We start from the raw sequence: 25,516 nt of genomic DNA on the forward strand, positions 1-25,516 counted from the left end.
GAAGTTTGATGAGTAGAAAAAATGTAGGAGAACATATGAATTCATCATTACGTAAGGAAAGACAGCGAAGGAAGAAAAGTCTGAGAAACTGGATCATCGCAACGATTATTCTATCCATTGTATTTGTATGGTTGCAACAAAAAGGAGACTTGGGAGAGATATGGCAAGATGAAATAATCCCTGAGCCTTTACCCATTACCGGTTTGCATCCAGTTGTTGCCGAAAGTGAAGGTGTATTAGTTCGTATGGCTGCCAGGCGAGGTATAGAAGTTGTGATTACACATGGATATCGAAGTGTGGAGGAACAAGATGCTCTCTTTGCACAGGGACGTTCATCTTCTGGGAATATTGTCACCAACGCAAGAGGAGGAGAGTCATATCATAACTATGGACTTGCCATTGATTTTGCCCTAAGAACCCCTGATGGAGATATTGTCTGGGATATGAAACGAGATGATAATGGCAATGGTAAAGCAGATTGGACGGAGGTTGTTGATTTAGCTAAAGAGCTAGGTTTCACCTGGGGTGGGGACTGGACTAACTTTCCGGACTATCCTCATTTACAGATGGATTTTGATTTAACCATTCGTGATTTAAAACGTGGTAAAAGACCACCAACGGCACAATAAAGATAATAGTGTATATGCGCAATTATGTATATTTATTAGAAAAGTCCTGCTTTTTGCAGGACTTTTTTCTTTCTTTTGTAAAATAAATGTTCAAAAATAACAATTAACTCTTTACAGCAACAATTAAATAAAACTATACTATAATAACTAGATTTTTATGTTTATCTTACAAACGTTGAATAAATGTATAAATATAAGGTTCATTTTGACCTGTATATATAGAGTCTATTAAACGACAAAATCCCCCTAAATATGACATGCTATTTACATTAACTAAGCTATACACACATACTATTTGTCCTTAACACTACCTATAGTGTCATATATATGTTATATATTCGTTATATATGCGTACGAAAAAAATCAGTACACTCGCCTCATATTATTGTAAATCCACCCAAATGCACTTAAATCTCACACTAAAACCCTGTTATATATACCTTTTAAACAAAACTATTACCCAAAACTGTAGTATAGAAAACATTTATTCCAAAAATCTCAAAATAATGATTGACGTTAACTAAAATTACACGTATGATTACAGTAATTATTTGTATTTATAATTCCGCTAGGAATTATCAACATTAATTGACCAATGGTTTAAATTGAAGACTATAATCTTGATTCTGTTAACGATAAGGTATTTTGTATACACTTTTGTTCAATTTGAGGAACAACATGGAAATATACAGTGGATGCATTCTTCTACTTATGAATACAGTCTGATGAAATTACAGGGTTAGGGTGATTGATTTGAATAAAGAGCTATTGGAAGTCAGAGACTTAACGACATCATTCAGAATTGAAGATAACTATTACGCAGCAGTCGATCACGTTAATCTTAAGGTTAAGAAAAATGAAGTATTGGCTATTGTTGGAGAATCAGGGTCAGGTAAGAGTGCATTTGCATTTTCTCTAATGGGATTGCATAACAAAGCCAAAATCGAAGGCCAAATTCTCTATAAAGGGCGAGATATCGCCAACATATCCCCTAATCAATTGAACAAACTGCGCGGAAAAGAAATGGCCATGATCTTTCAGGATCCATTATCCGCACTTAATCCTCTAATGATCATAGGTGAACAGATTGAAGAGATCCTTACGCTTCATCAACCGAAGCTGTCTTCCAGAGAGAAGCGGGAAAAGGTTATTCACTTATTGAACCAGGTAGGGATTCCACGTCCCGAACAAATATATAAGCAATATCCCCACGAACTATCTGGTGGCATGAGGCAACGTATTGTTATCGCGATCGCAATTGCCAACAAGCCAGAACTGCTCATTGCCGATGAACCAACAACAGCACTTGACGTTACTATTCAGTTGCAAATTCTCGAGTTGATTCGAGAGCTGAAGGATGAGATTAATGCAGGCATTATCCTTATTACGCATGATCTTGGTGTAGTGGCTGAGATGGCTGATCGGGTAGCTGTCATGTATGCAGGAGAAATTGTTGAAATAGCGGATATTGTTACTTTGATGACCAATGCAAAACATCCCTATACACGTTCATTGTTGAACTCGATCCCTACTATTACCGAAGAAAAATCCAAATTACATGTCATTCAAGGTATTGTACCTTCTCTCAAAAATCTTCCAAGGCAGGGGTGCAGATTCAAGGCGCGAATTCCATGGATTAGCGACTCGGCTCATGAAGATAACCCGCAGATGCATGAAATTGCGCCAGGACACTTCGTAAGGTGTACCTGCTATCAGCACTTTCATTTCCCTGATCAAGCGGAGGAGGAATAACATAATGGCACTACTTGAAGTAGAAGGACTCAAAATACACTTTCCGATTCGCGGAGGATTACTGAAACGGGAGATTGACAGTGTCAAAGCGGTTGACGATGTCAGCTTTTCCATTGAAGAAGGACAGACCTATGGGCTTGTTGGAGAATCAGGTTCAGGCAAGACAACAACAGGCAGAGCTGTTATTGGTCTGAATCATGTGACAGGCGGCAAAATTTTATTTAATGGCAGGGATTTGACCAAAGAACGACGCAAAGATCGCCAGCTTCAGAGGGATGTACAGATGATTTTCCAAGATCCTTACTCCTCTCTTAACCCGAAGAAGCGCGTTATGGACATCATTGCTGAGCCTCTAAGGAACTATGAACGACTGACGGCAACGGAAGAGAAGAGGCAAGTCGGCAGCTTGTTAGAGAAGGTCGGGCTAAGTCCCGAGTCTATCTACAAGTATCCGCATGAATTCTCAGGGGGACAGCGCCAACGGATTGGAATCGCCCGTGCCATTGCACTCAAGCCCAAACTGATTATCGCTGATGAACCCGTATCTGCACTGGATGTATCCGTACAAGCCCAGGTGCTCAACTTCATGCAGGAGATCCAGAAAGAACTGAATCTGACGTATTTGTTTATCAGCCACGATCTGGGCATTATTCGTCATATGTGCGACCAGATCGGAATTATGTATAAAGGTCGATATGTGGAACAAGGGACAACAGATGATATTTTTGAAAATCCCCAGCATATCTATACCAAGCGTCTTATTGCAGCGATTCCGGATATGGACCCAACCAAACGTGAGGAAATGATAGCTTTCCGACAGCAGATCAAATCCGAGTATGAAAATTCATACCGCAATTTCTTCGATGAGGAAGGGCTTGCTTATTCGCTCCAATCCATTTCCGATACTCACCGGGTAGCTTTACCTCAGAAAGGTTGAAAGCCATATGTGGAAAACTATTGTACGCCGAATATTCATTATGATTCCTCAAATAATTTTGCTTAGTATTCTGGTCTTCCTGATGGCCAAAGCCATGCCAGGCGACGCGTTGACAGGATTGCTTGATCCAAGTATTGATCCCAAAGCGCTGGAAGAACAGCGTGAACGTCTAGGGTTGAACAATCCATGGTATATACAGTATTGGGACTGGATCAGACATGCTGCTATGGGTGATTTTGGACAATCCTTCCGTTTCAAAATGCCAGTAACAGACCTTATTGGTCAACGGATTGCCAATACATTCTGGCTTGCTTTGGCAACACTGGTTCTCACATATCTTATTGCTATCCCACTCGGTATCATCAGCGGTCGTTATAACGACACCTGGTCTGACCGTTTAATTACAGGATATACGTACCTGGGTTTTGCAGCACCACTTTTCATTTTTGCTCTAGTCATGGTCTGGATTTTCGGTTTCCGTTTTGGTTGGTTTCCAACCGGGGGAAGTGTTGCACCGGGGCTTACACCAGGGACATTCGAATATGTTATAAGCAAGATTCACCATTTGCTTCTTCCAGCATTATCAATGGCTTTAATCTCCACTGTATCTACGGTACAGTATTTACGCAGCGAGATTATTGATATCAAACATAAAGAATTTGTACTTACGGCGAGAGCCAAAGGTGCTTCGGAATCCCGAATCTACAACAGACATATTTTGCGGAACTCCCTGTTGCCGATTGCTGCATTTTTCGGGTATGAGATTACGGGGCTAATTGGCGGGACCATCTTCATTGAAAGTATATTCAGCTACCCGGGTATGGGACAGTTGTTCCTGAATTCCATCTCATTACGGGATTTCAGTGTAGTCACAGCACTCGTATTATTATATGGGATTGCTACGATTCTCGGCTCACTGCTGTCTGATATTATTCTGGGATTGGTCGATCCGCGTATTCGCATTAAGTAAGAACTTGAAGATTTCGGGGTGAAAACAGATGAGCAAGACCAATGATGTTATTGTAACTTCACAGAAGGTTGATAAAAGCCCTTCCGGCTTAAGCATTGTGTGGCGAGAGTTGGTCAGGGACAAAGTAGCCCTCGTTTCGCTCATATTCCTGGGGCTTGTCATCCTGCTTGTATATGGAACTTCCATGATCCTGAATCAGGACGATATTGTTAAAGTTGATTTGTTTGCTCTGTATGAGCCGCCATCCGCACAATACTGGCTGGGAACGGACTATGGTGGCCGAGATGTATTTGGTCAGCTTGTTATAGGGACAAGAAACTCGCTAACCATCGGTATTCTGGTAACCTTAATGACTGGATTTATTGGCATTCTGGTTGGTGTGCTTTCGGGATACTTCGGCGGAATGATTGATAATATGTTCATGCGTGTAGTGGACTTTTTCATGATCTTACCATTCCTGATGATGGTTATCGCCTTTGTAACGGCTGTACCGAAATATAATATCGTTTCATTCTCTCTCATTATGACCGCCTTCCTATGGATGGGAATTGCCAGGTTGATTCGATCCAAGGCGCTACAGGAAGGTGAACTTGAATACATTAAAGCTTCCAAAACACTTGGATCTTCTCACTTTAAAATTATTGTATCGCAGCTTCTTCCCAACCTGAGCTCAATTATCATTGTTACGATGACATTGAACCTGGCTGCTAATATTGGTCTTGAATCCGGGTTGTCTTTCCTAGGGTTTGGTTTCCCGGAAAGCACACCGAGTCTTGGAACACTCGTAAGTTATGCACGTAATCCGCAAACTTTGGAATACAGATGGTGGATATGGCTACCTGCATCACTGCTGATTCTGGTATTGATGTTGAGTATAAATAATGTCGGACAGGCCTTAAAACGTGCGACGGATGCAAGACAAAGAAGAGGTTAAAAAAAGGGAGGAAAGGTTCATGAAAAAGGGATTATTTTCACGAGGACTATTTTTCACGATGATGCTGGTCTTTGTATTGGCGCTTGCGGCGTGCTCCGAGAAAGAAGCAGCAACTCCTGCACCAGGAGCCAAAACAGAAGAAGGAAAAACGGAGGAGAAACCTGCGAAAGAAGAAGGGGTTTACTCCATTGAGGATTTCAGCAATGTCAAAAAGAATGAAGGTACAGCCATCGAAGGTGGATCACTTACCTTTGGTCTCGTATCCGATACTGCTTTTGAAGGTACATTAAACTTTAACTTCTATTCCGGTAATCCAGATGCGCAAGTTTTGCAATGGTTTGACGAAGGTTTGCTGACTTGGGATAAAGACTATGTCTACACCAATGATGGTGCTGCAACATATGAAACATCGGAAGATGGCAAAACGTTTACACTCACGATTCGTGACAATGTAAACTGGCATGATGGCAAGCCAGTAACGGCTGAAGATTTGCAGTTTGCTTATGAAGTCATCGGTGGCAAAGGCTATGATGGCCCGCGGTATGATTCCAATTTCACGAGTGTTGTAGGTATGGATGAATATCATGCTGGAAAAGCAAAAACAATCTCTGGTATTAAAGTGCTGAGTGACAAAAAAATCAGCATTACGTATAAAGAAGCAACGCCATCCCTTTTGACAGGCGGCGTGTGGACATATCCATTAGCCAAACATATCTTTGGTGGTATGGATATTGCGAAAATGTCTTCTTCCAAAGAAGTACGTGAGAAGCCAATTGGTTTTGGTCCGTTTAAAGTAGAAACGATCACACCAGGTGAGTCTGTAACGTTTGTTAAAAACGATGACTACTGGCGTGGAGCTCCGAAACTGGACAAAGTAACATTGAAAGTAATCAACCCGACAACGGTTGTTCAAGAGCTGAAATCTGGCGGTGTAGATCTGGTAGACTCCTTCCCGACAGATCAGTATAAAGATAATGCTAATCTATCCAACGTTGAATTCCTGGGTGCAATCGACCGTGCGTATACGTATATCGGTTTCAAACTTGGAACGTGGGATGCTGAAAACAATAAAGTTAAATCCAATCCTGACGCAAAAATGGGTGATAAAAACCTGCGTAAAGCGATGTGGATGGCTGTAGATAATGACCAAGTAGGTAAACGTTTCTACAATGGTCTTCGCTGGAATGCAACAACGCTGATTCCGCCTTCTCACCCTGAATTCCATGATTCCAACAATCCAGGTGTGAAATATGATCCGGAAGCTGCAAAGAAATTGCTTGACGAAGCTGGCTATAAAATGGACGGAGAATTCCGTACGAAGCCAGATGGTTCACCACTTGAAATCAATTTTATTTCTATGACAGGTGGCGACACAGCTGAGCCACTCGCACGTTACTATGTTCAATCTTGGGCAGCAATCGGTCTGAAAGTAAACTTGGAAATGATCGAGTTTAACAACTTCTACGACCGTGTAGGTAACACAGGTAAAGATGATCCAAATGTCGATGTGTATCAAGCGGCTTGGGGCGTTGGTATCGACGTTGACCCATCAGGTCTGTATGGACGTGATGCACTCTATAACTTCCCTCGTTTCTCCAGTGAAGAGAACGACAAATTGCTGGCACGTGGTATCTCTGCTGAAGCATTTGACGTAGAGAAACGTAAAGAGATCTACAATGAGTGGCAACAATACATGGTAGATGAAGTTCCAGTATTCCCAACGTTGTATCGTGCTGTGGTATCCCCAGTTAACAAACGTGTAATGAACTATGCGATTGGTGATGGAACTGGCGTATACTTGAGCGATCTGGCAGTAAATGCAGATAAACCGGTTGTTGCTCAGTAATTATGAATAAACTAAACATGGATTCCGACACTCTGGCATGGGGTGGAAGGAATCCATGTTTTTTTTGTAACCAAAAAATAAAAAAAATTTAATTTTTTCTCAAAAAAGTGCAGACAAAATTCCTCTTTGCTACGTCTATATAAGTAAGAGGTGATGAATCGATGAAAATATGGTGGAAACGTGCAGGGATGCTGTTCACTTTACTAGTTATTATATATTTGGGAGTAAAACCGGACATGCTGGTTGGTAAACCAGGCATTAAAGCAGAATCAGCTGTTTTGATGGATATGAATTCGGAAAAGGTGCTGATGGATTACAATGGCTCTGAAGAGATTGCTCCCGCAGGTGTCAGCAAGTTAATGACGGAGTTACTTGTGATGGAGGCTGCAATGAGAGGAGATATTCGTTGGGATGATCCTGTTAATGTCAGCCGTTATGCCAGTTCTGTTGGTGGCAATCAGCTTGCACTCAAGCAGGGGGATCGATTCACTGTTCAGGAACTATTCCAAGTGGTGGCGGTATACTCTGCCAATGATGCTACCATTGCTTTAGCTGAGCATATCAGCGGTTCAGAGCATCAATTTGTACAACGGATGAATCAGAAGGCTGCTGAGATTGGTTTGTCAGGAGATACTCACTTCACGAACTCCACAGGTCTAGGCGAGACTATGCTTGGTCCTTACCGTCCACAGAATATCGAGGGTCAAACGTTAATGACTGCGATGGATGCCTGCAAGCTTGCTCGATATTTGCTTGACCATCATCCCGAGATTCTTAAAGTATCCAATCAGATGCAAGTCTCCTTGCACCAAAAGGGGATCTATATGAGCAATACAAACTGGATGTTATCTTCAATCGGCGGTCCATATGCTTATGAAGGAAATGATGGGTTAAAGACTGGATATGATGAGGATACGGGTTATCATTTCGTCGGAACAGCAGAACGGGATGGCAAGCGTCTAATTTCGGTTGTATTTGGATCAGATACGAGGGAAGGGCGGTTTATTGAAACCCGTAAGCTGTTGAATTATGGATTTTCGAACACAAAAGTAAATTAAACGTACCACCCGTGTCAAGGAGAGTTGCCGCTGTTACTATATGGATAATCATAGTAAAATAGGATATGTATAGATCCATATTATCCTGTAATTCACTTATAAGGAGGAAAACATTTGAACCCGATTAGCAAAAAAGTGTATGCACTCACGCTGTCTATGGCCATGTCGATTGCCTTGATTCAGCCTGCCGTACAGGCAGCCGAAGCAGTCAAACCTACGGCGGCTGTCTCGGAATCTATCGTTTCCAAGGCGACACAGACACTGCAACAACTGGGATACATAGATGGCACCACAGATGGAATGAAAGAAACAGCAACACCTATAACACGTGCTGAAGCTGCGATTATTCTACAGCGTGTGCTTGAACTGGATGCTCCGGCAACCCTTACAGGCTTTGCAGATGTTCTGTCAGATCATGTAGCAGCGCCGGCCATTTATGCGCTGAAACAAGGTGATCTCATTCAAGGTAATACCAGAGGGTATGCGCCAGATGCCCCGCTCACACGCGCTCAGATGGCCTCTCTGTTCACACGAGCATTCGAATTGAAGGATAACGGAATCCAGGTGGTTTACAGTGATGCTGACCAAATCCCGGCTGTACATGTGAATGACGCTGTCCGAGTTAAACAACATTTCATTATTGAAGGTAGTGCATTTCATGCAAAACAAGCAGTAACGCATGGGGAATTTGCGAGAGCATTGTACCTTGCCTTAGGGCTTGATGTGAAAAAAGCAGGGGTCACACCGCTCGAAGACTTCTTCAAACAGCCTGCTCAGGCAGCTTTCCAAATGTCCCCGGATGGCAAACATCTGGCTTACATGGAACCGTGGAACAATCGAATGAACATCGTGGTTACGGCAAATGGTCAAGATAAACCTGTACGTATTACAAGTGAAACAGATCGCAGTATTGCTAGTTTTGCCTGGGCAACGAATGACAAACTGCTGTATGCAAAAGATGCAGCCGGAGACGAGAACTATCACTTATATGTTACTGATATTGATGGCAAAAATAGCAAAGATCTGACACCTTATCCAAACACAAGAGCTATGCTTGTCGATCCTTTGGAGAATATTCCAGATGAAATTTTGGTGAGCATGAACAAGCGTGACCCGAGAATTTTTGATGTATACCGTATCAATATCAAGACCGGAGAGGCAGTTATTGCTGCGGAAAACCCAGGTAACATTACTGGCTGGATGACAGACCATGAGGGAAAAATTCGTGTGGCCATATCCAGTGATGGCAATGTGTCTTCCTTATTGTACCGTGATGCAGAAAATCAGCCGTTCCAGCCGTTGCTCACCACAGATCTGGGAGATACGTTCGTTCCTGTCATGTTCACAAGCGACAACAAGAACATGTATGCGGTATCCAATCTGGAGCAAGACAAAATGGCTATTGTGGAATATAGCCCAGCAACGAAGAAGGTAACCAAAACTCTTTTTGAAAACAAAGATGTCGATGTCAGCAATGTTATTCCTTCCAAAGAAAAAGGAAAGATCCTTGCAGCAGTCTATGAGACAGACAAGGTAAACTATGAGTATTTTGACAATGGCTTCAAGACACTCATGCAGGATATCAAAGCCAAGGTACCTGGCAAAGAGGTTAGTATTATAAGTACAAGTGACGATGGGCAGGTACTCTTTATATCTTACAGTGACAAATCGATGGGCACGTATTATTTCTATGATTCCAAAACAGGTAAGCTGGATAAACTGGCGGATACGGCTCCATGGATTGATGAGACCAAAATGGCAGATATGAAACCAATTACGTTCAAGTCTCGGGATGGTCTGGACATTCATGGATATCTAACGCTGCCAAAGGGCGAGACATCATCTAATCTTCCGTTGGTTGTTCTTCCGCATGGTGGACCTTGGGCTCGTGATTCATGGGGATATAGTCCGGATGTTCAGTTCTTGGCAAGCCGCGGATATGCAGTCCTCCAAGTGAACTTCCGTGGATCAACAGGTTATGGTAAGAAGTTTCTAGAGGCAGGCAACAAGCAGTGGGGTAAAGCCATGCAGGATGATCTCACCGATGGTGTGAACTGGCTGGTAAAAGAAGGTACAGTTGATCCGAAGCGAGTTGCTATCTATGGTGGATCTTATGGGGGTTATGCGGCGCTCGCTGGCCTGGCCTTCACACCGGACGTATATGCTGCTGGGGTTAGCTATGTAGGTCCATCCAACATCTTTACGTTGCTTAACTCGTTACCTCCATATTGGGAATCAGGGCGCAACCTGTTTTATGAGCGCGTTGGTGATCCTGTGAAGGACAAAGAGTTGCTTACCGCGATCTCACCGCTCTTCCATGTCGATCAGATGAAAGCACCGCTACTTGTTGTTCAGGGGGCCAATGATCCGCGTGTCAAACAGGCAGAGTCTGATCAAATCGTAGAAGCACTGCGCAAACGTGGAGTCGATGTGCCTTATATGTTGAAAATGAATGAAGGGCACGGCTTCGCCAATGTGGAGAATCAACTGGATCTCTACCGCGCTATGGAGAAGTTCCTGAACCGTCATTTGATGCAGTAACAAAAGCTAAGGTTGTTCTCTGATTCCCCATGAGGGATTAGGGAACAACCTCTTTTTTGAATCGTGAGATAGAGAAATACATCATGGAAATGGAAATGCAGATGTTCGCATGGTTTGGCCCAATCAATATTCATCAATTGACATATAGGCTCGCTTTATTTTAAAATGACCAGTGAGTCATTCTTATTCATTCACGTTTATATAGATCGTATGAAGAGCTGTACGAGAATGTACAAGATCAGATGAAGGAGGAATCCAGGATGCAAAAAGAAATGAAATGGCCATTGATTCTCTTTGCCGTGGGTGTATTTATGGCCGCACTGGATAACGGAATAATTACATCGTCGCTGACCACATTAAATGCCTCGTTTGGTGTTTCGCCAACATGGGGTGCTTGGACGATTACTTTATACACGCTTGGGCTTGCGATCAGTGTACCGATTGCGGGCAAGCTGTCAGATCGATTTGGACGCAAAAAACTGTTTCTCATTGAGGTTGCTTTATTCGGAATCGGATCGTTTCTGGTTGCATTAAGTACTTCGTTTACCTTTTTCCTGATTGCCCGGGTGATTCAGGCGCTTGGTGGAGGCGGGATATTTATCATTGCGAGCTCTTATGTGCTTAGCAAATTTCCTGCTCAGCGGCAGGGTACAGCTCTGGGGCTTCTGGGAGGTATGAACGGCATTGCAGCTATTCTTGGTCCTAACATCGGCGCATTCATCCTTGATATTACGGGGAACTGGCATTGGTTATTTCTCATCAACGTACCGATTGCAATCCTGCTGTTCATTGCCGGAATTCGTTATATCCAGGAAGAACAGGAGTTAAGCCGAGCGGCTGTCGATTGGAGCGGCATAGCGGTCTTAACATTAGGCGTACTGAGTCTGATGTACAGCTTCAGCAATCTCGACGGTGTGAACATGCTTCAAAGCTTGGCCTCACCGATGTTTTATAGCTTCTTTTTAGTGGGTGTAGCTGTGCTGGTGATCTTTTATTTTATGGAAAAAAGGTTGGAAGGATCAGACCGTGAACCGGTCGTTTCCACAAAACTGCTTGGCATCGCGTCCTTCCGCTGGACGCTGCTCATTGCCTTTTTCTCAGGAGCCATTCTGGCCTCCGTTATCTTCATTCCTGGCTTTGTAGAGCAATATCTAGGCGTATCAAGCACGGCTTCGGGTTACTGGTTTACACCGCTCGCTCTGGCTTCTGGGATTGGAGCAGGAGGAGGAGGGTACCTCGTTGACCGCAAAGGACCAATCTGGACATTGTCGGTAGCTGGCTTGCTCTCTGCGATTGGTTTCCTATTATTCCCGCTGTGGGTAGAGCATATCTGGCAGTTTGTTATCGCGAGTACCCTTGTCGGCATTGGTTTTGGTATGATGCTGGGTGCGCCAGTTAACGTTCTGGTGACCGAACAGGCAGGTGAGAACAATAAAGGTATTGCGGTAGCAACCAGCTCTTTGTTCCGCCAAATGGCGATGGCTATTGCACCGACGATCTTCGCCGGATTCCTGGCACGTTCTTTTTCTAACCTGGGTTCGAACATCCAGTCAGGTCTGGCAGATCGAGGAATTGAAGTACCACCAGCTGCGCTGGAGCAATATGCTTCTGGTGGAGCATCAGGTAATGACGTCTCCAGTCTCATGGCGGGGTTATCCAAAATTCCGGATGCTAATATACGGGAAACGTTGCTTCAGGCTGTACATCAAACGACAGGCCAAGGGTACAACGGACTTTTCTGGTCAGCAGTTATTTTTAGCGTGTTAACCTTGATCGTGGCTCTTATAACGGGACGTCTTCGTCAAAAAGAGAAACAGAAGCAGAAACCAGATGGATCGCTGGGATCCATATAATATTTAGAAAGTAAAATGAGGAGAACGGGAGAACAGTGAACCTTTTGTAACCGAAAAAGGGGTCGCTGTTCTTTTCAATTTAACCCGATTGTAACTTTTCATGATGCAGGAATGATTACAATAGAACGAGCATGAACGAGCATCAGCGGTACTCCGGCTCAAAGAGAAATAAAAGTTTGGAGAACTGCGTGTCATCAGACGTTGCTGACGTTTAATGGGTAGTAATGAATTTCAATTTTGAGAGTGAAGAAGGAATCGACAGATGAAAAGCAGAACTAAAGAAAAGAAGAAAAAAAGTCGCAAAGGCCTCTATATAACACTTATATCCCTCGTCGTTCTGCTCATTGGCGGTTATATTTTCCGTCAGCAGTTGGCTGTGGCCGCTTTTGACCTGTTTCTGGCAGATACGGTAGAAGCGCAGCTAACGCATTCTTACGTGCCGCAGGAAGGCAATAAAACGCCAGATCCGACGGTATATCGAAAAGAACCATTCTCTGTGTTGCTCTTGGGCTCCGATAAACGAGATTACGAGAAGTCACGTGGACGTTCGGATGCAGTCATCTATGCTGTTGTTCGTCCGAAGGAATCTCGAGTGTTGCTGGTATCTATTCCGCGTGACACATATGTGCAGATCGTGGGAAGAGATGCGGACAAAGACGGAACGGATGATTATGACAAAATTGCGCATGCTTACGCTTTCGGCGGGGAGAATATGTCCATCAATACGGTGGAAAAGTTTCTCGATGCTGACGTAGGTTATTACGCAACGATTAACTTTCAGGGGATCAAAAAGGTGGTTGATGCCCTCGGGGGTATATCACTGCCAATTGATAAGGACATTGTGAACAAAGATCCAAATCATGAGCAGTTCACGATTAAGGGCGGTAAACCGATTTACGACGGGCAGGAAGCACTCTATTACGTGAGATATCGGGAAGACAGTGACTTTAACCGCACGAATCGGCAACAAATCTTCCTGAATGCATTTGCAAACAAGATGTTGAATCTGAATCAAATCGCGAAAATCCCTGAGCTATTTCAGATCATGGGCGATAATTTTCAGACCGACATGCAGCCAAACTTTATTATTGATTTGGCGAAACAGGTGCTGACACAGGAGAAACCACAGGTTTCCAGCTTTACGATTTTGAGCGAAGGTATGCGCAAAAACGGCATTTATTATGGCCGTGCCGATGAAAAAGATGTTCAATATGCCAAAGAGCTGATTAAAAACTGGATGGATCAATCGACCCCAGCCGGTGAAGTCATGATCCCTGACCGGCAGAAGATTGAATAGTTAACTCCATACAGATGGTTTGTCTTACACAACAATCAGCAGTACGTTAATGAGCGGGCTGCTGTTTTTTCATTGTGTGAGGCTTTTCATCGTGTAAGATTTTCAACCTTTTGGAACATCCTTCGTTCTATAACGTATAATATAAGTTGAGCGATCTAGTTGAACGAGAAATACACAAGGAGGATACATGAGGGTATGAACATCGCATTTTTTTTGCTACCCAAACAAGAGGTTACATGTGTGACGTCGGACTCTACACTGCGGCAAACGCTGGAACGGATGGAATATCATCGGTTTACAGCAGTGCCTATTTTGAATAAGGAAGGTAAATATATTGGTACGGTTACGGAAGGCGATTTGTTGTGGTATATGAAAAATGCGGAGGGGAAGATATCATTTGAAAACGCTTCAAAATTTCTTCTTAAGGACGTTCCGCTAAGACTCGATATCAAGCCGGTATCCATCGATGCCAATATGGAGGATTTAATTAACCTAGCCAAGGTGCAGAATTTTGTCCCAGTCGTAGATGATATGGAACGCTTTATCGGGATTGTAAGACGCAGTCAGATCATTGAATACTGCGAAGGAATTGTTGCCAAGGAGTCCATGAAGGCTAAATAGTTGAATTCTTTTTGGAATAATGATGCTGACAGGCATAATCACAGTGATTATTACGAATATATATGAATAAGACATACGGGGCTCGGGATCACACCTGACATGGGGTTTCGGAGACTTTCTTCGTTTTTGGGGTTAATTTTGCAGGCCCCTTTTTTATGCTATAATCGAGAATAAAGCTTTTTCGGGGGAGAGTGACTTTCGCCAAATGCCTAAAGAACTGGATGTAGCCAAGCGGGCTAAAGTGATTGAATGGCTGAAAACCGAAGTACTTGATCAGGTATCCCGATTATTTAAAGCATTGTGGGAAGGCAGCACGATTCGAATCGGAGATAGTCTTGCCAGTTTAATGATGAGCAGTTACATATTGGGCCGTCGGCTCGGTATTCCGTTTAAGGATCTCGATGCTCTGCTTGTGGAGAAGTTGAAAAAGCATAAACAGGAAGGTCACCAGCTGGAAGACTGGTACCAGGATATTTCCGCACTAGAAGATCATATGCGTAAGAGGTGAATTTGTTGAAATTTAGCTTTAAATCAGCTGTCTGGAGTGCAGTGCTTTTACTTTTACTGCTTTCGCTACTAACTCCTTTATCGGTGCTCTCTATATTTTTTATGATGATTCCGGGAGTTATTTTGTATGCCTCATTATCTGTAAAATCCTTTATTTTGCATCTCGCACCGGTTGCTATTATTTTGGCGATGGTCCATCCGATTTATCTGTTATTCATGGTGATCTTAATTTTGCCAGCAATCGCTATGGGGCACGCGTATAAAAAACAAAAATCGGCGTTGTTTGCTTTAATGACAGGTGCCGGAACGATGCTGGCAGAATATCTGTTGTTACTTTTGGTGGGCAGTCTCATTTTCCAATTTGATCTGTCCAGTTATATCAGAGATGTGGTACAGCTAACGATCGAACCACTCACGAATTCTTCGAATCAGATGATCAATGGCTTCGTTTGGACGCCTGAAATGACCGAAGATATCGCTAAACAAACACAGTTAATGATTCCTTTTGCACTGGTCGTTACGTCGATGGTCATGGCATTCATCACACATATCATTGCTCGTCCAATTCTGAGTGTTATGGGCTTGAACGTATCCAAACTTCCACCTGCACGAGAATGGCGTATGCCACGTGCATTGATCTGGTATTATTTCCTCGCATTGATTATTGAGGTAGTATCCAGACAAAATGACGGATCATATTGGAAGATGATTGCGATGAACTTGTCACCATTAATTAATCTTGGTTTCATGATTCAAGCCATCGGTTTCTTCTTTTTCCTCTCGCATACAAAAAGATGGAACCCGATTATTCCATTTTTATTGGGAGCGGCAGTGTTCTTCATTGGTCCGCTTCGGATTGTCGGAATTATTGATCTGGCGTTCCCGATCCGTGAGGCAATATCGAAATCAAAACGATAGGGTGATGAGTCATGCCTAAATTTCTAAAGAAACGCTGGCACGGCTATTATACCGTATGGGCGTTCATACTGCTGTTGCTGCTAGTGATGTTGGTTACTATCTATAACTGGACGCTTGGTTTGATTAGTCTGATACTGGCTTCGGCGCTGGGAATCGTCATGATCAAGGCAGAACTGGCATTCCGCCGGGAGCTTAATGACTATATTAATGGCCTTACCATTCGTATTAAACGTATGGAGGGTGAGGCGGTCAGCATGCTTCCCTTCGGAATTGTGCTGTACAGCGAGGATCGTACGATAGAGTGGCATAACCGCTTCGTTGCAGAGATGTTCCATGAGAAGACGGTCGTTGGCAGTTCACTGCTTAACCTGTTCCCACATCTCCCCCAACCGAAGGAGAAGAAGGATAAGGATGGATCGAAAGAACCATCACCCAAGGAATTCCATGATGAATTCCAGTTGGATGATCGGTATTACGGTGTAATTCACAATCCGCAGGAGCGGTACGTATATGTCTACGAGATCACCGAGTTAGCTGTACTGCGGGATAAATATGAGAATGAACGCATTGCCCTGGGCATTCTTGTTCTGGACAATCTGGATGAGGCTGCTCAAGGCATGGATGACCAGCAACGTACAGCGCTCATCGCGCGAGTCGCCAGTGAGATTACAGCCTGGGCGAAGCAATATGGCGTGTATCTCCGTCGCCTTTCTTCAGATCGTTACTTGATGATGCTAAATCATAAGTCTCTGCAGGAGCTTGAACAGAGCCGGTTTGTTATTCTGGATGAAGTTCGGGAGATGACAGCCGATCTGAAAGTACCGATGACGCTTAGCGTCGGACTTGCATCGGGTTCAGACAGCATCAGCGAGATGGGTGAACTGGCACAATCAAGTCTGGATATGGCGCTTGGACGAGGCGGGGATCAAGCGGCTGTGAAGTCGGGCCAACGTTTATCGTTTTACGGTGGAAAGTCCAATGCGGTGGAGAAACGCACACGCGTCAGAGCACGGGTTATTGCTCATGCACTGCGAGATTTGATGCAGGAAAGTGACCGGGTGATTGTCATGGGTCACAAAATGCCGGATATGGATGCCATCGGTGCATCGATTGGGGTGTGGAAGGCGGCGAGTCTGTACAACGTTGAGGCTCGTATTGTGCTGGACGGGGTGAATCCTTCTATTGAACGGCTGATGGAGCAGGTGAACAAGGACGAGAAATTGTCCAAAGCTTTGATCTCTCCCGAGCAAGCCACACAGTTGATGACAGAGCATACACTGCTAGTCGTTGTGGATACCCATAAGGCTTCGATGACGATGGAACCTAGACTGGTGCAATCTGCAACCCGTGTAGTGGTAGTGGATCATCATCGCCGGGGTGAGGAATTTATTAATGATGCGGTACTAATCTATCTGGAACCTTATGCTTCATCTGCCGCTGAGCTTGTCACGGAGCTTCTGCAATATATTCATGAAAAGGTACAGTTTACTCCACTTGAAGCAACGGCGCTTCTCGCGGGCATCACGCTGGATACGAAGCATTTTGCGCTGCATACGGGTTCGAGAACATTTGAAGCTGCAGGCTTCCTTCGTCGCAGTGGCGCAGATACCATTATGGTCCAGAAGCTGATGAAAGAGGATTTGTCAGAATATATTGCTAAGGCAGAAATCATAAAGCATGCTAAAATGGTATACGGGAACATTGCGCTGGCAGTTACGGGTCCGGGCAATAAGATTTCACAAATGATGATCGCCCAGGTGGCGGACACATTGTTGAACATGACCGATGTGGTCGCCTCATTTGTGATCAGTGAGCGTCCGGATGGACTGATTGGCATCAGTGCGAGATCACTGGGGCGCATGAATGTGCAGGTTGTTATGGAACGATTAGGTGGCGGTGGCCACTTAACGAATGCTGCGGTGCAGCTTGAAGGAACGCTGGGAGCAGCGGAGAAACGGCTGATGAACGTCCTGGCTGAAATCGAAAAGGAAGAGGGGTTATTCGAATGAAAGTCATTTTTATAAAAGATATGAAGGGTCAAGGCAAGAAAGGGCAAGTGAAGGAAGTATCGGAAGGGTACGCACAGAACTTCCTGTTGCCACGGGGAATTGTACGACTGGCAACAGAAGGCAACATGAAAACACTGGATAATCAGAAGGCGGCTGAAGAAAGACTCAAGCAGGAAGAGAAAGCCGAAGCTGAAGTACTTGCGAAAAAGCTGGAAGCAGAAGTGACGGAACTCAAGGCAAAAGCAGGTGAAGGCGGCCGTCTATTTGGTGCCATTACAAGTAAACAAATCGCGGAAGCTTTGGCCAAAAAAGGTCTGAAAATAGACAAGCGTAAAATCGAGCTGAATGATCCGATTCGTACGCTTGGTGTAACACAAGTGATCGTCAAGGTTCACCCTGAAGTGAAGGCAACCTTGAAGGTACAGGTAACGGAGGAGTAAGATGGGCGGCGAAATGCTATTCGACCGGATTCCCCCGCAAAACCTGGAAGCCGAACAGGCAGTGCTGGGTGCAATCCTGTTGCAGGGCGAAGCTCTGATTACAGCGATGGAACGGGTGCAAACCGAGGATTTCTACGATAAGCCCCATCAATTGATTTATGAAGCAATGATTCAGCTGGGTGAGGAAAATCAACCGATTGACCTTGTCACGCTGACTTCGCGTCTGAAGGATAAAGGCGAGCTGGAGGACATCGGTGGTGTCAGCTACCTTGCCAAGCTTGCTCACGGTGTGCCAACAGCGGCCAACGTGGATTATTATGCGCAGATTATCGAAGAGAAATCGATGCTTCGTCGTCTGATTCGCACAGCTACGCAGATCGTAAGTGAAGGATACACAGGCGGCGAAGATGTCGCAGGTATGCTCGGCGAAGCGGAGCGCCGTATCTTGGAGATTTCCAATAGACGCTCCAGCAGTGGTTTTATTGCGATCCAGGATGTTCTCATGGAAGTATTCGACAAGGTCGAAACGTTGCATCAAAACCGGGGAACGACAACCGGGATTCCTTCCGGCTTCATCGATTTGGACAAGATGACCGCTGGATTTCAGCGCAGTGACTTGATCATTGTAGCGGCGCGTCCATCCGTAGGTAAGACAGCCTTTGCCTTGAATATCGCGCAGAATGTAGGTATTCGGGCACAAGAAACGGTAGCCATCTTCAGTCTGGAGATGTCCGCGGCACAGCTCGTACAACGGATGATCTGCGCCGAGGCCAATCTGGATGCGGGAGTTCTTCGTACAGGAGAATTCAAAGGCGATGAAGACTGGCAGAAGCTGACCATGGGTATCGCTGCTTTGAACGAAGCGAATATCTTCATTGATGATACGCCAGGCATCACGGTAGCCGATATCCGTGCGAAATGCCGTCGTCTGAAAAAAGAGAAGGGTCTCGGTATGATTCTGATCGACTACCTTCAATTGATCAGTGGACGTGGCAAAGCCGGAGAGAACCGTCAACAAGAGGTATCCGAGATTTCACGTACACTGAAACAGATTGGCCGGGAACTGGAAGTTCCGGTTATCGCCTTGTCTCAGCTTAGCCGGGGTGTAGAGCAACGTCAGGATAAACGTCCGATGATGAGTGACTTGCGGGAATCGGGTTCGATCGAGCAAGATGCTGATATCGTAGCCTTCCTGTACCGGGATGACTACTATAACCAGGAAACCGAGAAGAAAAATATTATCGAGATCATTATTGCCAAACAGCGTAATGGTCCCGTAGGTACGGTAGAGTTAGTCTTTTTGAAAAACTTTAATAAATTCGTCAATTACGAGAGGGCGCATAATGATGCCTTCGCGATGTAGCGGATAGACTGCGAATGCTCTGAACAGGGGTGCACAGGCTATCCGTACAACCAGTAATCGGAGAATGCATGGTTGAATATTAGGATTTATACCATATATAGCGTCAATCAATTGCAAATGTAAAAGTACCGGTGAGAATGCAGTCAAGGTAAACAAGACTGGGTCACCGGTTTTTTACTGTGGAATTCGGTCATAATTCCGAACATTAAGCATGTGCCATATATAATTGTTCGCCATTTCATTTGACTTTGAAAAAGGGGACTGGTACACTAATATTGCTGCGTTAAAGCAGCGCAAACCTTCCCTTGAATGTAACGGAAGGACATTTTTACTGTCCGTTAGCACGCTTCTCAGTCGGTTTATTGCGTAACATGCCTGCCGGGATAGAGGACGGACAGACCAATACAAAGGTGCGCAAGGCACCCACGGAGGTATGTTAACTATGTCAACGGTAGTTGTAGTGGGAACGCAATGGGGAGACGAAGGTAAAGGTAAAATTACGGATTATTTGGCGGAAAGCGCTGATGTGGTGGCTCGTTACCAAGGAGGTAACAATGCTGGCCATACTATCCTGATCGACAACAAAAAGTATAAATTGACGATGATTCCATCGGGTATCTTTTACACAGACAAAGCTTGTGTGATCGGTAACGGTATGGTTATCAACCCGAAGGCACTTATCGAAGAAATTAATTATATTCATGATAACGGTTTTACAACGAAAAACCTGTCCATCAGTGAGCGTGCACATATCATCCTGCCGTATCACATGGTTCTGGATGCACTGGAGGAAGAGAGCAAAGGCCCGAACAAAATTGGTACAACCGGTAAAGGAATTGGCCCTTGTTACATGGACAAATCTGCCCGAATTGGTATCCGCATGGTGGATCTGCTGGATGCAGAAGATTTCGAATTGAAATTGCGTCATCTGGTTAAAGAGAAAAATCGTGTTATCGAGCAAGTATACAATGGTACTCCAGTGGATGTGGAAGAGATTCTGAAAGATTACCTCGGTTATGCAGAAATTCTTCGTCCTTATGTGAAGGATACATCGGTTGTGCTGAATGATTCCATTGATGAGAATAAAAAAGTACTGTTTGAAGGCGCACAAGGTGTGATGCTGGACCTTGACCAAGGTACGTATCCATATGTGACTTCTTCCAATCCGTCTGCAGGCGGCGTATGTATCGGTTCGGGTGTTGGTCCAGCACGCATTCAGCAAGTTATTGGCGTAGCGAAAGCATACACAACTCGTGTAGGTGACGGCCCATTCCCAACAGAATTGCATGATGCGATTGGCGACCAGATCCGTGAGACAGGTCATGAGTACGGAACGGTAACTGGACGTCCGCGTCGTGTGGGCTGGTTTGACAGTGTGGTTGTTCGTCATGCTCGTCGTGTAAGCGGCATTACAGGGCTGTCCTTGAACTCGTTGGACGTTATGACAGGTCTGGATACCGTAAAAATCTGCACAGGTTATAAATTCCGTGGCGAGGTTATCACACACTACCCGGCTAGCCTCAAAATGCTGGCTGAATGTGAAGCAGTATACGAAGAAATGCCAGGTTGGAGTGAGGACATTACTGGAGCGAAGAAGCTGGAAGATCTGCCGGTGAACACACAGAACTACGTAAAACGTGTGTCTGAACTGACAGGTATTCCGATCGCGATCTTCTCTGTAGGTCGTAACCGTGAGCAGACGAATCAGGTTCTGCCAATCTACGAATAAAATGATATTTGAATAATAGATAGATATACCTCCAGTTGTTGCTACTCAGCGGCGACTGGAGGTTTTTTGTGTCTGTTTTGGATATAATCCCTAGATTTCCGTCAATACTGGCTAACAGGATATACGTTGAACGAATGATATCTATACGAGCACAACGATGCAAAGTATACATGGATTCAACCCGTATAAAGTCGGTTATCCCCCGAAATCCACTTGGATAAGGGAGAGCAAATTGGAGGGAGAGAAACAGAGATGAAGTTGCTGATGTGGTTTGTCAAAATGGTGCTTATCGTGTTGCTGGTCAGTTCACTGACATTGCTTACAACAGGTTTGATTGTGCAATCGTATGCCAAGTCATTACTTGCCAGTTTTAATATACAGTGGGAAGGTCAGCCCATGGGTCTGATGGGCATGTTCCAGGGGGCCTTGGGCGGCAAGCAGTCCAGTGAGGGAGAAAAGTCCGGGGATACGCCTGCGGATCAGCCGACGGGGACGGAAGAGGAAAAAGCTCCGGAGAATTCAATTTCGGTGATGGGCAACGGAACGAGTGAGGAAAACGCTGGAGTAGACAAAGGTAAGGATGATACTACAGCAGGATCAAATTCAGGCACAGGACAGGCAGGATCCGGAACATCTAGCAACGATGAAACGGGCGATGATGCAATCGTTGTTACACCGGATGACATTACAGGCGCCAAAAACAAACTACCGACGGAGGAAAAAGAACGTATTTTCACTCTGCTGATGAACAAGCTACCCCAGAAGGAAATGCAACAGATCTCAGGAGCGATGGAAGGTGGACTGACCGAGCAGGAGCTAAAAGAGATTGAACAGGTTATCTCAAAGTATCTCACGAGTGAGGAGTACGACAATTTGATGCAAGTGTTGCAGGCAGAATAGAGGTGGGTTGTTGTATATTGTTACTCCCCCGCATCCACCAAGTAGGACAACAATCTGGAGTGGAGAAATATTACATCCATGTTGAAATGTATAACTCATTTCCCATATAATTGAATGAATAGTAGAGAACGTACCTACCCAGGAGGAAGAGCATATGAAAATGAACCGCAAAGAACACGATATATAACAACAGAACCTCTCCTTACCACAGGCTTCTAGGCCGCAGAGTCGTGGCCCTCCGTTCATGCCTTTTTACCAATGGTACGCTGTACCGATAACGGAAAAGAGCATGAATATGGACTATTGGAGGCCTAATAACTATGAATACATTGAATAATAAAGGTGCTAAAAATACAACATCAATGATGCCGGCTGAACAACTTGCTGCAATGAAGGAACGATTTGAGCAAGGATTAAAGGAAGCAGAACAGCCCTTCCATGGTTGGGATTTTGGATATATTACGAGTAGTGGGCGGATGCAGAGCGGTGTGATGCCATGGTCTTATAATGAGATGGCACGGAGTTGCATGCAGGATACGAAGCGAATGTTGGATATGGGCACAGGCGGTGGTGAGCTGCTCTCGAGTCTGCTCCCTTTACCCCCGTATACCTGTGCAACGGAAGGATATACCCCAAATATAGCGATTGCGAAGGACCGTCTTAGCCCGTTAGGTGTAAACGTGTATCCTGTAATAGATGATGCTCAGCTTCCTTTTGCAGATGAAGAATTTGATTTGATCCTCAATCGACATGAATCGTATGATCCACGGGAAGTATGGCGTGTGCTTTCAGAAGGTGGAGTGTTTCTGACACAGCAGGTTGGTTGGTCGGATTGCCGTGAGATTAATGATCGATTAGGTATTCCAATGCCATCTGATTATGCTGGATGGGAGCTGGATTTCGCCGTGGATCAGTTGGTGAGAAACGGTTTCCACATCTGGGATCAGCGTGAGTCTGCGCCTCTGCAGCGTTTTTATGACATTGGGGCTTTGGTGTACTATCTAAACACCATCCCTTGGCAGGTACCTGATTTTACAGTGGAACGATTCCGTGATCCATTATGGGATATCCATCTGGTGATGGAGCGACATGGGTTCTGGGAAGTGCAACAAAAGCGGTTTATTATAGGAGCAACCAAGAATAATTAAAAAATGAATCTTGGGTTATGCGTGATGAGCCTGCCAGAGCATAAATAGAATAAGCGATGTTATAATCCTTCATCAGAGTTTACTCTGATGGGGGATTTTTTGTATTTACATGAAAAAGATAATGCAATTTAGTAGGTCTTAGAACCTAGTCCTAGATTGAGATAAAAGGTACATAGTATAACTGGAGTTGAGGCATAATGGGTGATGGAACATACGGCCTAACCAATGGATATATCAGGGAAACCATATAGGACGCGGCTTTGTGTTGTGAGGATAAGAGTTGAAATGACTGTAAAACCTGTGTTAAAGTATACGGGTGTGATAAAAGGTTAAAATTTTGACACTTTTAAGAGCACAGCTAAAGTCCTGCTTTTTTAAATCATCATAACAATGAACTTACTTGCATAAGACTCGCCATGAGGTGAAGTCCGATTAAAATGCGGATCAAGAAGTACTGAAAAGGAGAGAATCATGAAAGGTTTCAGAGGCAAACGCCAACCGGATCAACACCGGGTACACGAACAATCCGGAGAACACCGGACGGCCGAAGACAAAAACAGCATGAGCATGTCCAACTTCAGTTCAAATAAGAAAAGAATATTGTCATCGCGCAAATGGATCATTACTGCAACATGTGGCATTCTAATTGCAGCATCGGTTGGATTCGGAGTTAAGCAATATGTGGCTTCCAATACGGTTCCTTATTATAAGGTTATCGTCAAGGGTACTGAAGTTGGCGCCATTGCAGATGAGGCACAGCTGCAACAGTTGTTTGCGAAAAAAACCGAAGAATACCGGGAGAAGTATCCGGATGCAGAGATGGTGCTGAACACAGATGGTATCACAACGGAAACGGTAAGAGCATATAAACCCGAAGTGAACAGCGAGCAAACGCTGGACAAGCTGGGAAATATGTTAACGGCTTACGCCAAAGGCGTGGAGCTTAAAGTGAACGGTGAAGTCGTCGGCATTGTGAAGGATCAGGAAACGGCAGACAAGATCCTGCAACAAGTACAGAGCAAATACATACCGGCATCGGCTGTGCGAAGCTCACTGAAAACCAAGTCGGTATCGGCTAATTCCTCCAAAAAAGATAACGGGCCAAGTACAACGTTAAAATCCGTAGACATCAAAGAAGAAGTGACAACGGATACGGTGAAGGCGGACCCGAATAAAATATGGGATGTGTCCGAGGCGGTTAAAGCTTTAACCGTTGGTAAAGACGCGCCTGTAACTTACGTGGTGCGTGAAGGAGATACGATCTCTTCCATCGCAGCCAAATATGAAATTACACAAAGCGAGATTCGCAAACATAACCCGGGCATCAAGGAGACATCGCTCCAGATTGGACAAGAGTTGACTCTGACCGTACCGAAGCCGGCGATTACGGTTAAATCCGTGGAACAAGTGGTAGAGCAGATCGAAGTGAAACCACAGGTTGAGGTGCGCAAAAGTGCCGAGCTGAAGGCAGGTACGACGAAAGTGGTTCGTCCAGGCCAAAGCGGGTTGAAAAATATGCAGTATCGTATCACCAAAGAAAATGGCGAAGTCGTTCGCGAAGAATGGCTGGGTCAGGAAGTTCTCAAAACAGCGGTGACTGAGGTAGTGCTGAGCGGAACCAAAGTGGTTGGCGAAGGCACAGGGCAGTTTGCATGGCCTGTATCCAATGCGACGATGAGCAGTAGCTTCGGCCAACGTTGGGGACGTCAGCACAAAGGTGTCGATCTGGTCGGTAATCGCGATGTGAAATCTGCAGATGAAGGTGTAGTTACTTTTGCAGGCCAAAAGAGCGGTTATGGAAATGTTATCATCGTTAACCATCGCAACGGATATGAAACACTCTACGGTCACTTGAATAGCATCGGTGTTGATGTTGGCCAAGTGGTGGAGAAGGGTGACAGCATTGGTGTGATGGGCAATACTGGACGTTCCACAGGAACACATCTGCATTTTGAGATTTTGAAAAATGGTTCAGCTGAAAACCCGATGACATATCTGAATTAAGGATAGATCACGAGATAAAGTATAGGACACAAGGCATGGCGTCACGATGCTAAAATAAGA

Annotated in this window: 20 protein-coding genes; all 20 read left to right on the forward strand. The window is 44.7% G+C overall.

The features are described from left to right. The first annotated feature begins 8 nt into the window (after positions 1–8). A complete protein-coding gene (locus tag EC604_RS26405; protein WP_240037240.1) occupies positions 9–629 on the forward strand; it encodes a M15 family metallopeptidase in 621 nt (206 codons plus the stop codon). A 753-nt stretch (positions 630–1,382) separates the two neighbouring features. Further along, entirely contained in the window at positions 1,383–2,381 is a 999-nt protein-coding gene (locus tag EC604_RS26410) for an ABC transporter ATP-binding protein (protein WP_123067006.1), read from the forward strand. A gap of 4 nt (positions 2,382–2,385) precedes the next feature. Further along, a complete protein-coding gene (locus EC604_RS26415) occupies positions 2,386–3,318 on the forward strand; it encodes an ABC transporter ATP-binding protein (RefSeq protein ID WP_123067007.1) in 933 nt (310 codons plus the stop codon). Positions 3,319–3,325: 7 nt separating this feature from the next. Next, positions 3,326–4,288, forward strand: a complete 963-nt coding sequence (gene opp4B, locus EC604_RS26420) for an oligopeptide ABC transporter permease (protein WP_123067008.1) — start codon at positions 3,326–3,328, stop codon at positions 4,286–4,288. A 28-nt stretch (positions 4,289–4,316) separates the two neighbouring features. Further along, complete coding sequence (locus EC604_RS26425; protein ID WP_123067009.1) at positions 4,317–5,222, forward strand: ABC transporter permease; 906 nt, start codon at positions 4,317–4,319, stop codon at positions 5,220–5,222. A 19-nt stretch (positions 5,223–5,241) separates the two neighbouring features. Continuing rightward, complete coding sequence (locus tag EC604_RS26430; RefSeq protein ID WP_123067010.1) at positions 5,242–7,068, forward strand: oligopeptide ABC transporter substrate-binding protein; 1,827 nt, start codon at positions 5,242–5,244, stop codon at positions 7,066–7,068. Positions 7,069–7,229: 161 nt separating this feature from the next. Continuing rightward, a complete protein-coding gene (locus EC604_RS26435; RefSeq protein ID WP_123067011.1) occupies positions 7,230–8,126 on the forward strand; it encodes a D-alanyl-D-alanine carboxypeptidase family protein in 897 nt (298 codons plus the stop codon). Positions 8,127–8,240: 114 nt separating this feature from the next. Beyond that, the gene (locus EC604_RS26440; protein ID WP_123067012.1) at positions 8,241–10,667 is read left to right on the forward strand and encodes a S9 family peptidase; all 2,427 of its coding nucleotides are present in this window, start codon (positions 8,241–8,243) and stop codon (positions 10,665–10,667) included. 242 nt (positions 10,668–10,909) lie between these two features. Beyond that, positions 10,910–12,520, forward strand: coding sequence for an MFS transporter (locus EC604_RS26445; protein WP_429352072.1), 1,611 nt, complete (start codon positions 10,910–10,912; stop codon positions 12,518–12,520). 262 nt (positions 12,521–12,782) lie between these two features. Then, positions 12,783–13,817 carry an LCP family protein gene (locus EC604_RS26450; protein WP_123067014.1) on the forward strand — a complete coding sequence of 345 codons (1,035 nt, stop codon included), beginning with the start codon at positions 12,783–12,785 and terminating at the stop codon, positions 13,815–13,817. A gap of 195 nt (positions 13,818–14,012) precedes the next feature. Beyond that, on the forward strand, positions 14,013–14,438 hold the full coding sequence (locus EC604_RS26455) for a CBS domain-containing protein (protein WP_090923576.1): 426 nt from the start codon (positions 14,013–14,015) through the stop codon (positions 14,436–14,438). A 205-nt stretch (positions 14,439–14,643) separates the two neighbouring features. Next, entirely contained in the window at positions 14,644–14,946 is a 303-nt protein-coding gene (locus tag EC604_RS26460; RefSeq protein ID WP_090923575.1) for a MazG-like family protein, read from the forward strand. Continuing rightward, positions 14,943–15,863, forward strand: a complete 921-nt coding sequence (locus EC604_RS26465; RefSeq protein ID WP_240037242.1) for a DUF2232 domain-containing protein — start codon at positions 14,943–14,945, stop codon at positions 15,861–15,863. Before EC604_RS26460 ends, EC604_RS26465 begins: the two co-directional genes overlap by 4 nt. A gap of 11 nt (positions 15,864–15,874) precedes the next feature. Then, complete coding sequence (locus EC604_RS26470; RefSeq protein ID WP_123067015.1) at positions 15,875–17,872, forward strand: DHH family phosphoesterase; 1,998 nt, start codon at positions 15,875–15,877, stop codon at positions 17,870–17,872. After that, on the forward strand, positions 17,869–18,312 hold the full coding sequence (rplI, locus tag EC604_RS26475; RefSeq protein ID WP_123067016.1) for a 50S ribosomal protein L9: 444 nt from the start codon (positions 17,869–17,871) through the stop codon (positions 18,310–18,312). Before EC604_RS26470 ends, rplI begins: the two co-directional genes overlap by 4 nt. Position 18,313: 1 nt before the next feature. Continuing rightward, a complete protein-coding gene (dnaB, locus tag EC604_RS26480; protein WP_123067017.1) occupies positions 18,314–19,675 on the forward strand; it encodes a replicative DNA helicase in 1,362 nt (453 codons plus the stop codon). 442 nt (positions 19,676–20,117) lie between these two features. Next, complete coding sequence (locus EC604_RS26485) at positions 20,118–21,404, forward strand: adenylosuccinate synthase (RefSeq protein ID WP_123067018.1); 1,287 nt, start codon at positions 20,118–20,120, stop codon at positions 21,402–21,404. Between the two features lie 252 nt (positions 21,405–21,656). After that, positions 21,657–22,304, forward strand: coding sequence for a hypothetical protein (locus tag EC604_RS26490; protein WP_123067019.1), 648 nt, complete (start codon positions 21,657–21,659; stop codon positions 22,302–22,304). A 389-nt stretch (positions 22,305–22,693) separates the two neighbouring features. After that, positions 22,694–23,452, forward strand: a complete 759-nt coding sequence (locus tag EC604_RS26495; protein ID WP_123067029.1) for a class I SAM-dependent methyltransferase — start codon at positions 22,694–22,696, stop codon at positions 23,450–23,452. A 471-nt stretch (positions 23,453–23,923) separates the two neighbouring features. Further along, complete coding sequence (locus tag EC604_RS26500) at positions 23,924–25,456, forward strand: peptidoglycan DD-metalloendopeptidase family protein (protein WP_123067020.1); 1,533 nt, start codon at positions 23,924–23,926, stop codon at positions 25,454–25,456. Positions 25,457–25,516 lie beyond the last annotated feature (60 nt).

Origin of the sequence: Paenibacillus amylolyticus (assembly GCF_003719335.1) — a bacterium.
GTDB classification, from domain to species: domain Bacteria; phylum Bacillota; class Bacilli; order Paenibacillales; family Paenibacillaceae; genus Paenibacillus; species Paenibacillus amylolyticus_D.

Bases quoted from the DNA above. Each gene is read 5' to 3' on its own strand.
- EC604_RS26405 (WP_240037240.1), top strand. From the start codon at position 9: ATGAGTAGAAAAAATGTAGGAGAACATATGAATTCATCATTACGTAAG.
- EC604_RS26415 (WP_123067007.1), top strand. From the start codon at position 2,386: ATGGCACTACTTGAAGTAGAAGGACTCAAAATACACTTTCCGATTCGC.
- opp4B (WP_123067008.1), top strand. From the start codon at position 3,326: ATGTGGAAAACTATTGTACGCCGAATATTCATTATGATTCCTCAAATA.
- EC604_RS26425 (WP_123067009.1), top strand. From the start codon at position 4,317: ATGAGCAAGACCAATGATGTTATTGTAACTTCACAGAAGGTTGATAAA.
- EC604_RS26430 (WP_123067010.1), top strand. From the start codon at position 5,242: ATGAAAAAGGGATTATTTTCACGAGGACTATTTTTCACGATGATGCTG.
- EC604_RS26435 (WP_123067011.1), top strand. From the start codon at position 7,230: ATGAAAATATGGTGGAAACGTGCAGGGATGCTGTTCACTTTACTAGTT.
- EC604_RS26445 (WP_429352072.1), top strand. From the start codon at position 10,910: ATGAAGGAGGAATCCAGGATGCAAAAAGAAATGAAATGGCCATTGATT.
- EC604_RS26450 (WP_123067014.1), top strand. From the start codon at position 12,783: ATGAAAAGCAGAACTAAAGAAAAGAAGAAAAAAAGTCGCAAAGGCCTC.
- EC604_RS26455 (WP_090923576.1), top strand. From the start codon at position 14,013: ATGAACATCGCATTTTTTTTGCTACCCAAACAAGAGGTTACATGTGTG.
- EC604_RS26460 (WP_090923575.1), top strand. From the start codon at position 14,644: ATGCCTAAAGAACTGGATGTAGCCAAGCGGGCTAAAGTGATTGAATGG.
- EC604_RS26470 (WP_123067015.1), top strand. From the start codon at position 15,875: ATGCCTAAATTTCTAAAGAAACGCTGGCACGGCTATTATACCGTATGG.
- rplI (WP_123067016.1), top strand. From the start codon at position 17,869: ATGAAAGTCATTTTTATAAAAGATATGAAGGGTCAAGGCAAGAAAGGG.
- dnaB (WP_123067017.1), top strand. From the start codon at position 18,314: ATGGGCGGCGAAATGCTATTCGACCGGATTCCCCCGCAAAACCTGGAA.
- EC604_RS26485 (WP_123067018.1), top strand. From the start codon at position 20,118: ATGTCAACGGTAGTTGTAGTGGGAACGCAATGGGGAGACGAAGGTAAA.
- EC604_RS26490 (WP_123067019.1), top strand. From the start codon at position 21,657: ATGAAGTTGCTGATGTGGTTTGTCAAAATGGTGCTTATCGTGTTGCTG.
- EC604_RS26495 (WP_123067029.1), top strand. From the start codon at position 22,694: ATGAAGGAACGATTTGAGCAAGGATTAAAGGAAGCAGAACAGCCCTTC.
- EC604_RS26500 (WP_123067020.1), top strand. From the start codon at position 23,924: ATGAAAGGTTTCAGAGGCAAACGCCAACCGGATCAACACCGGGTACAC.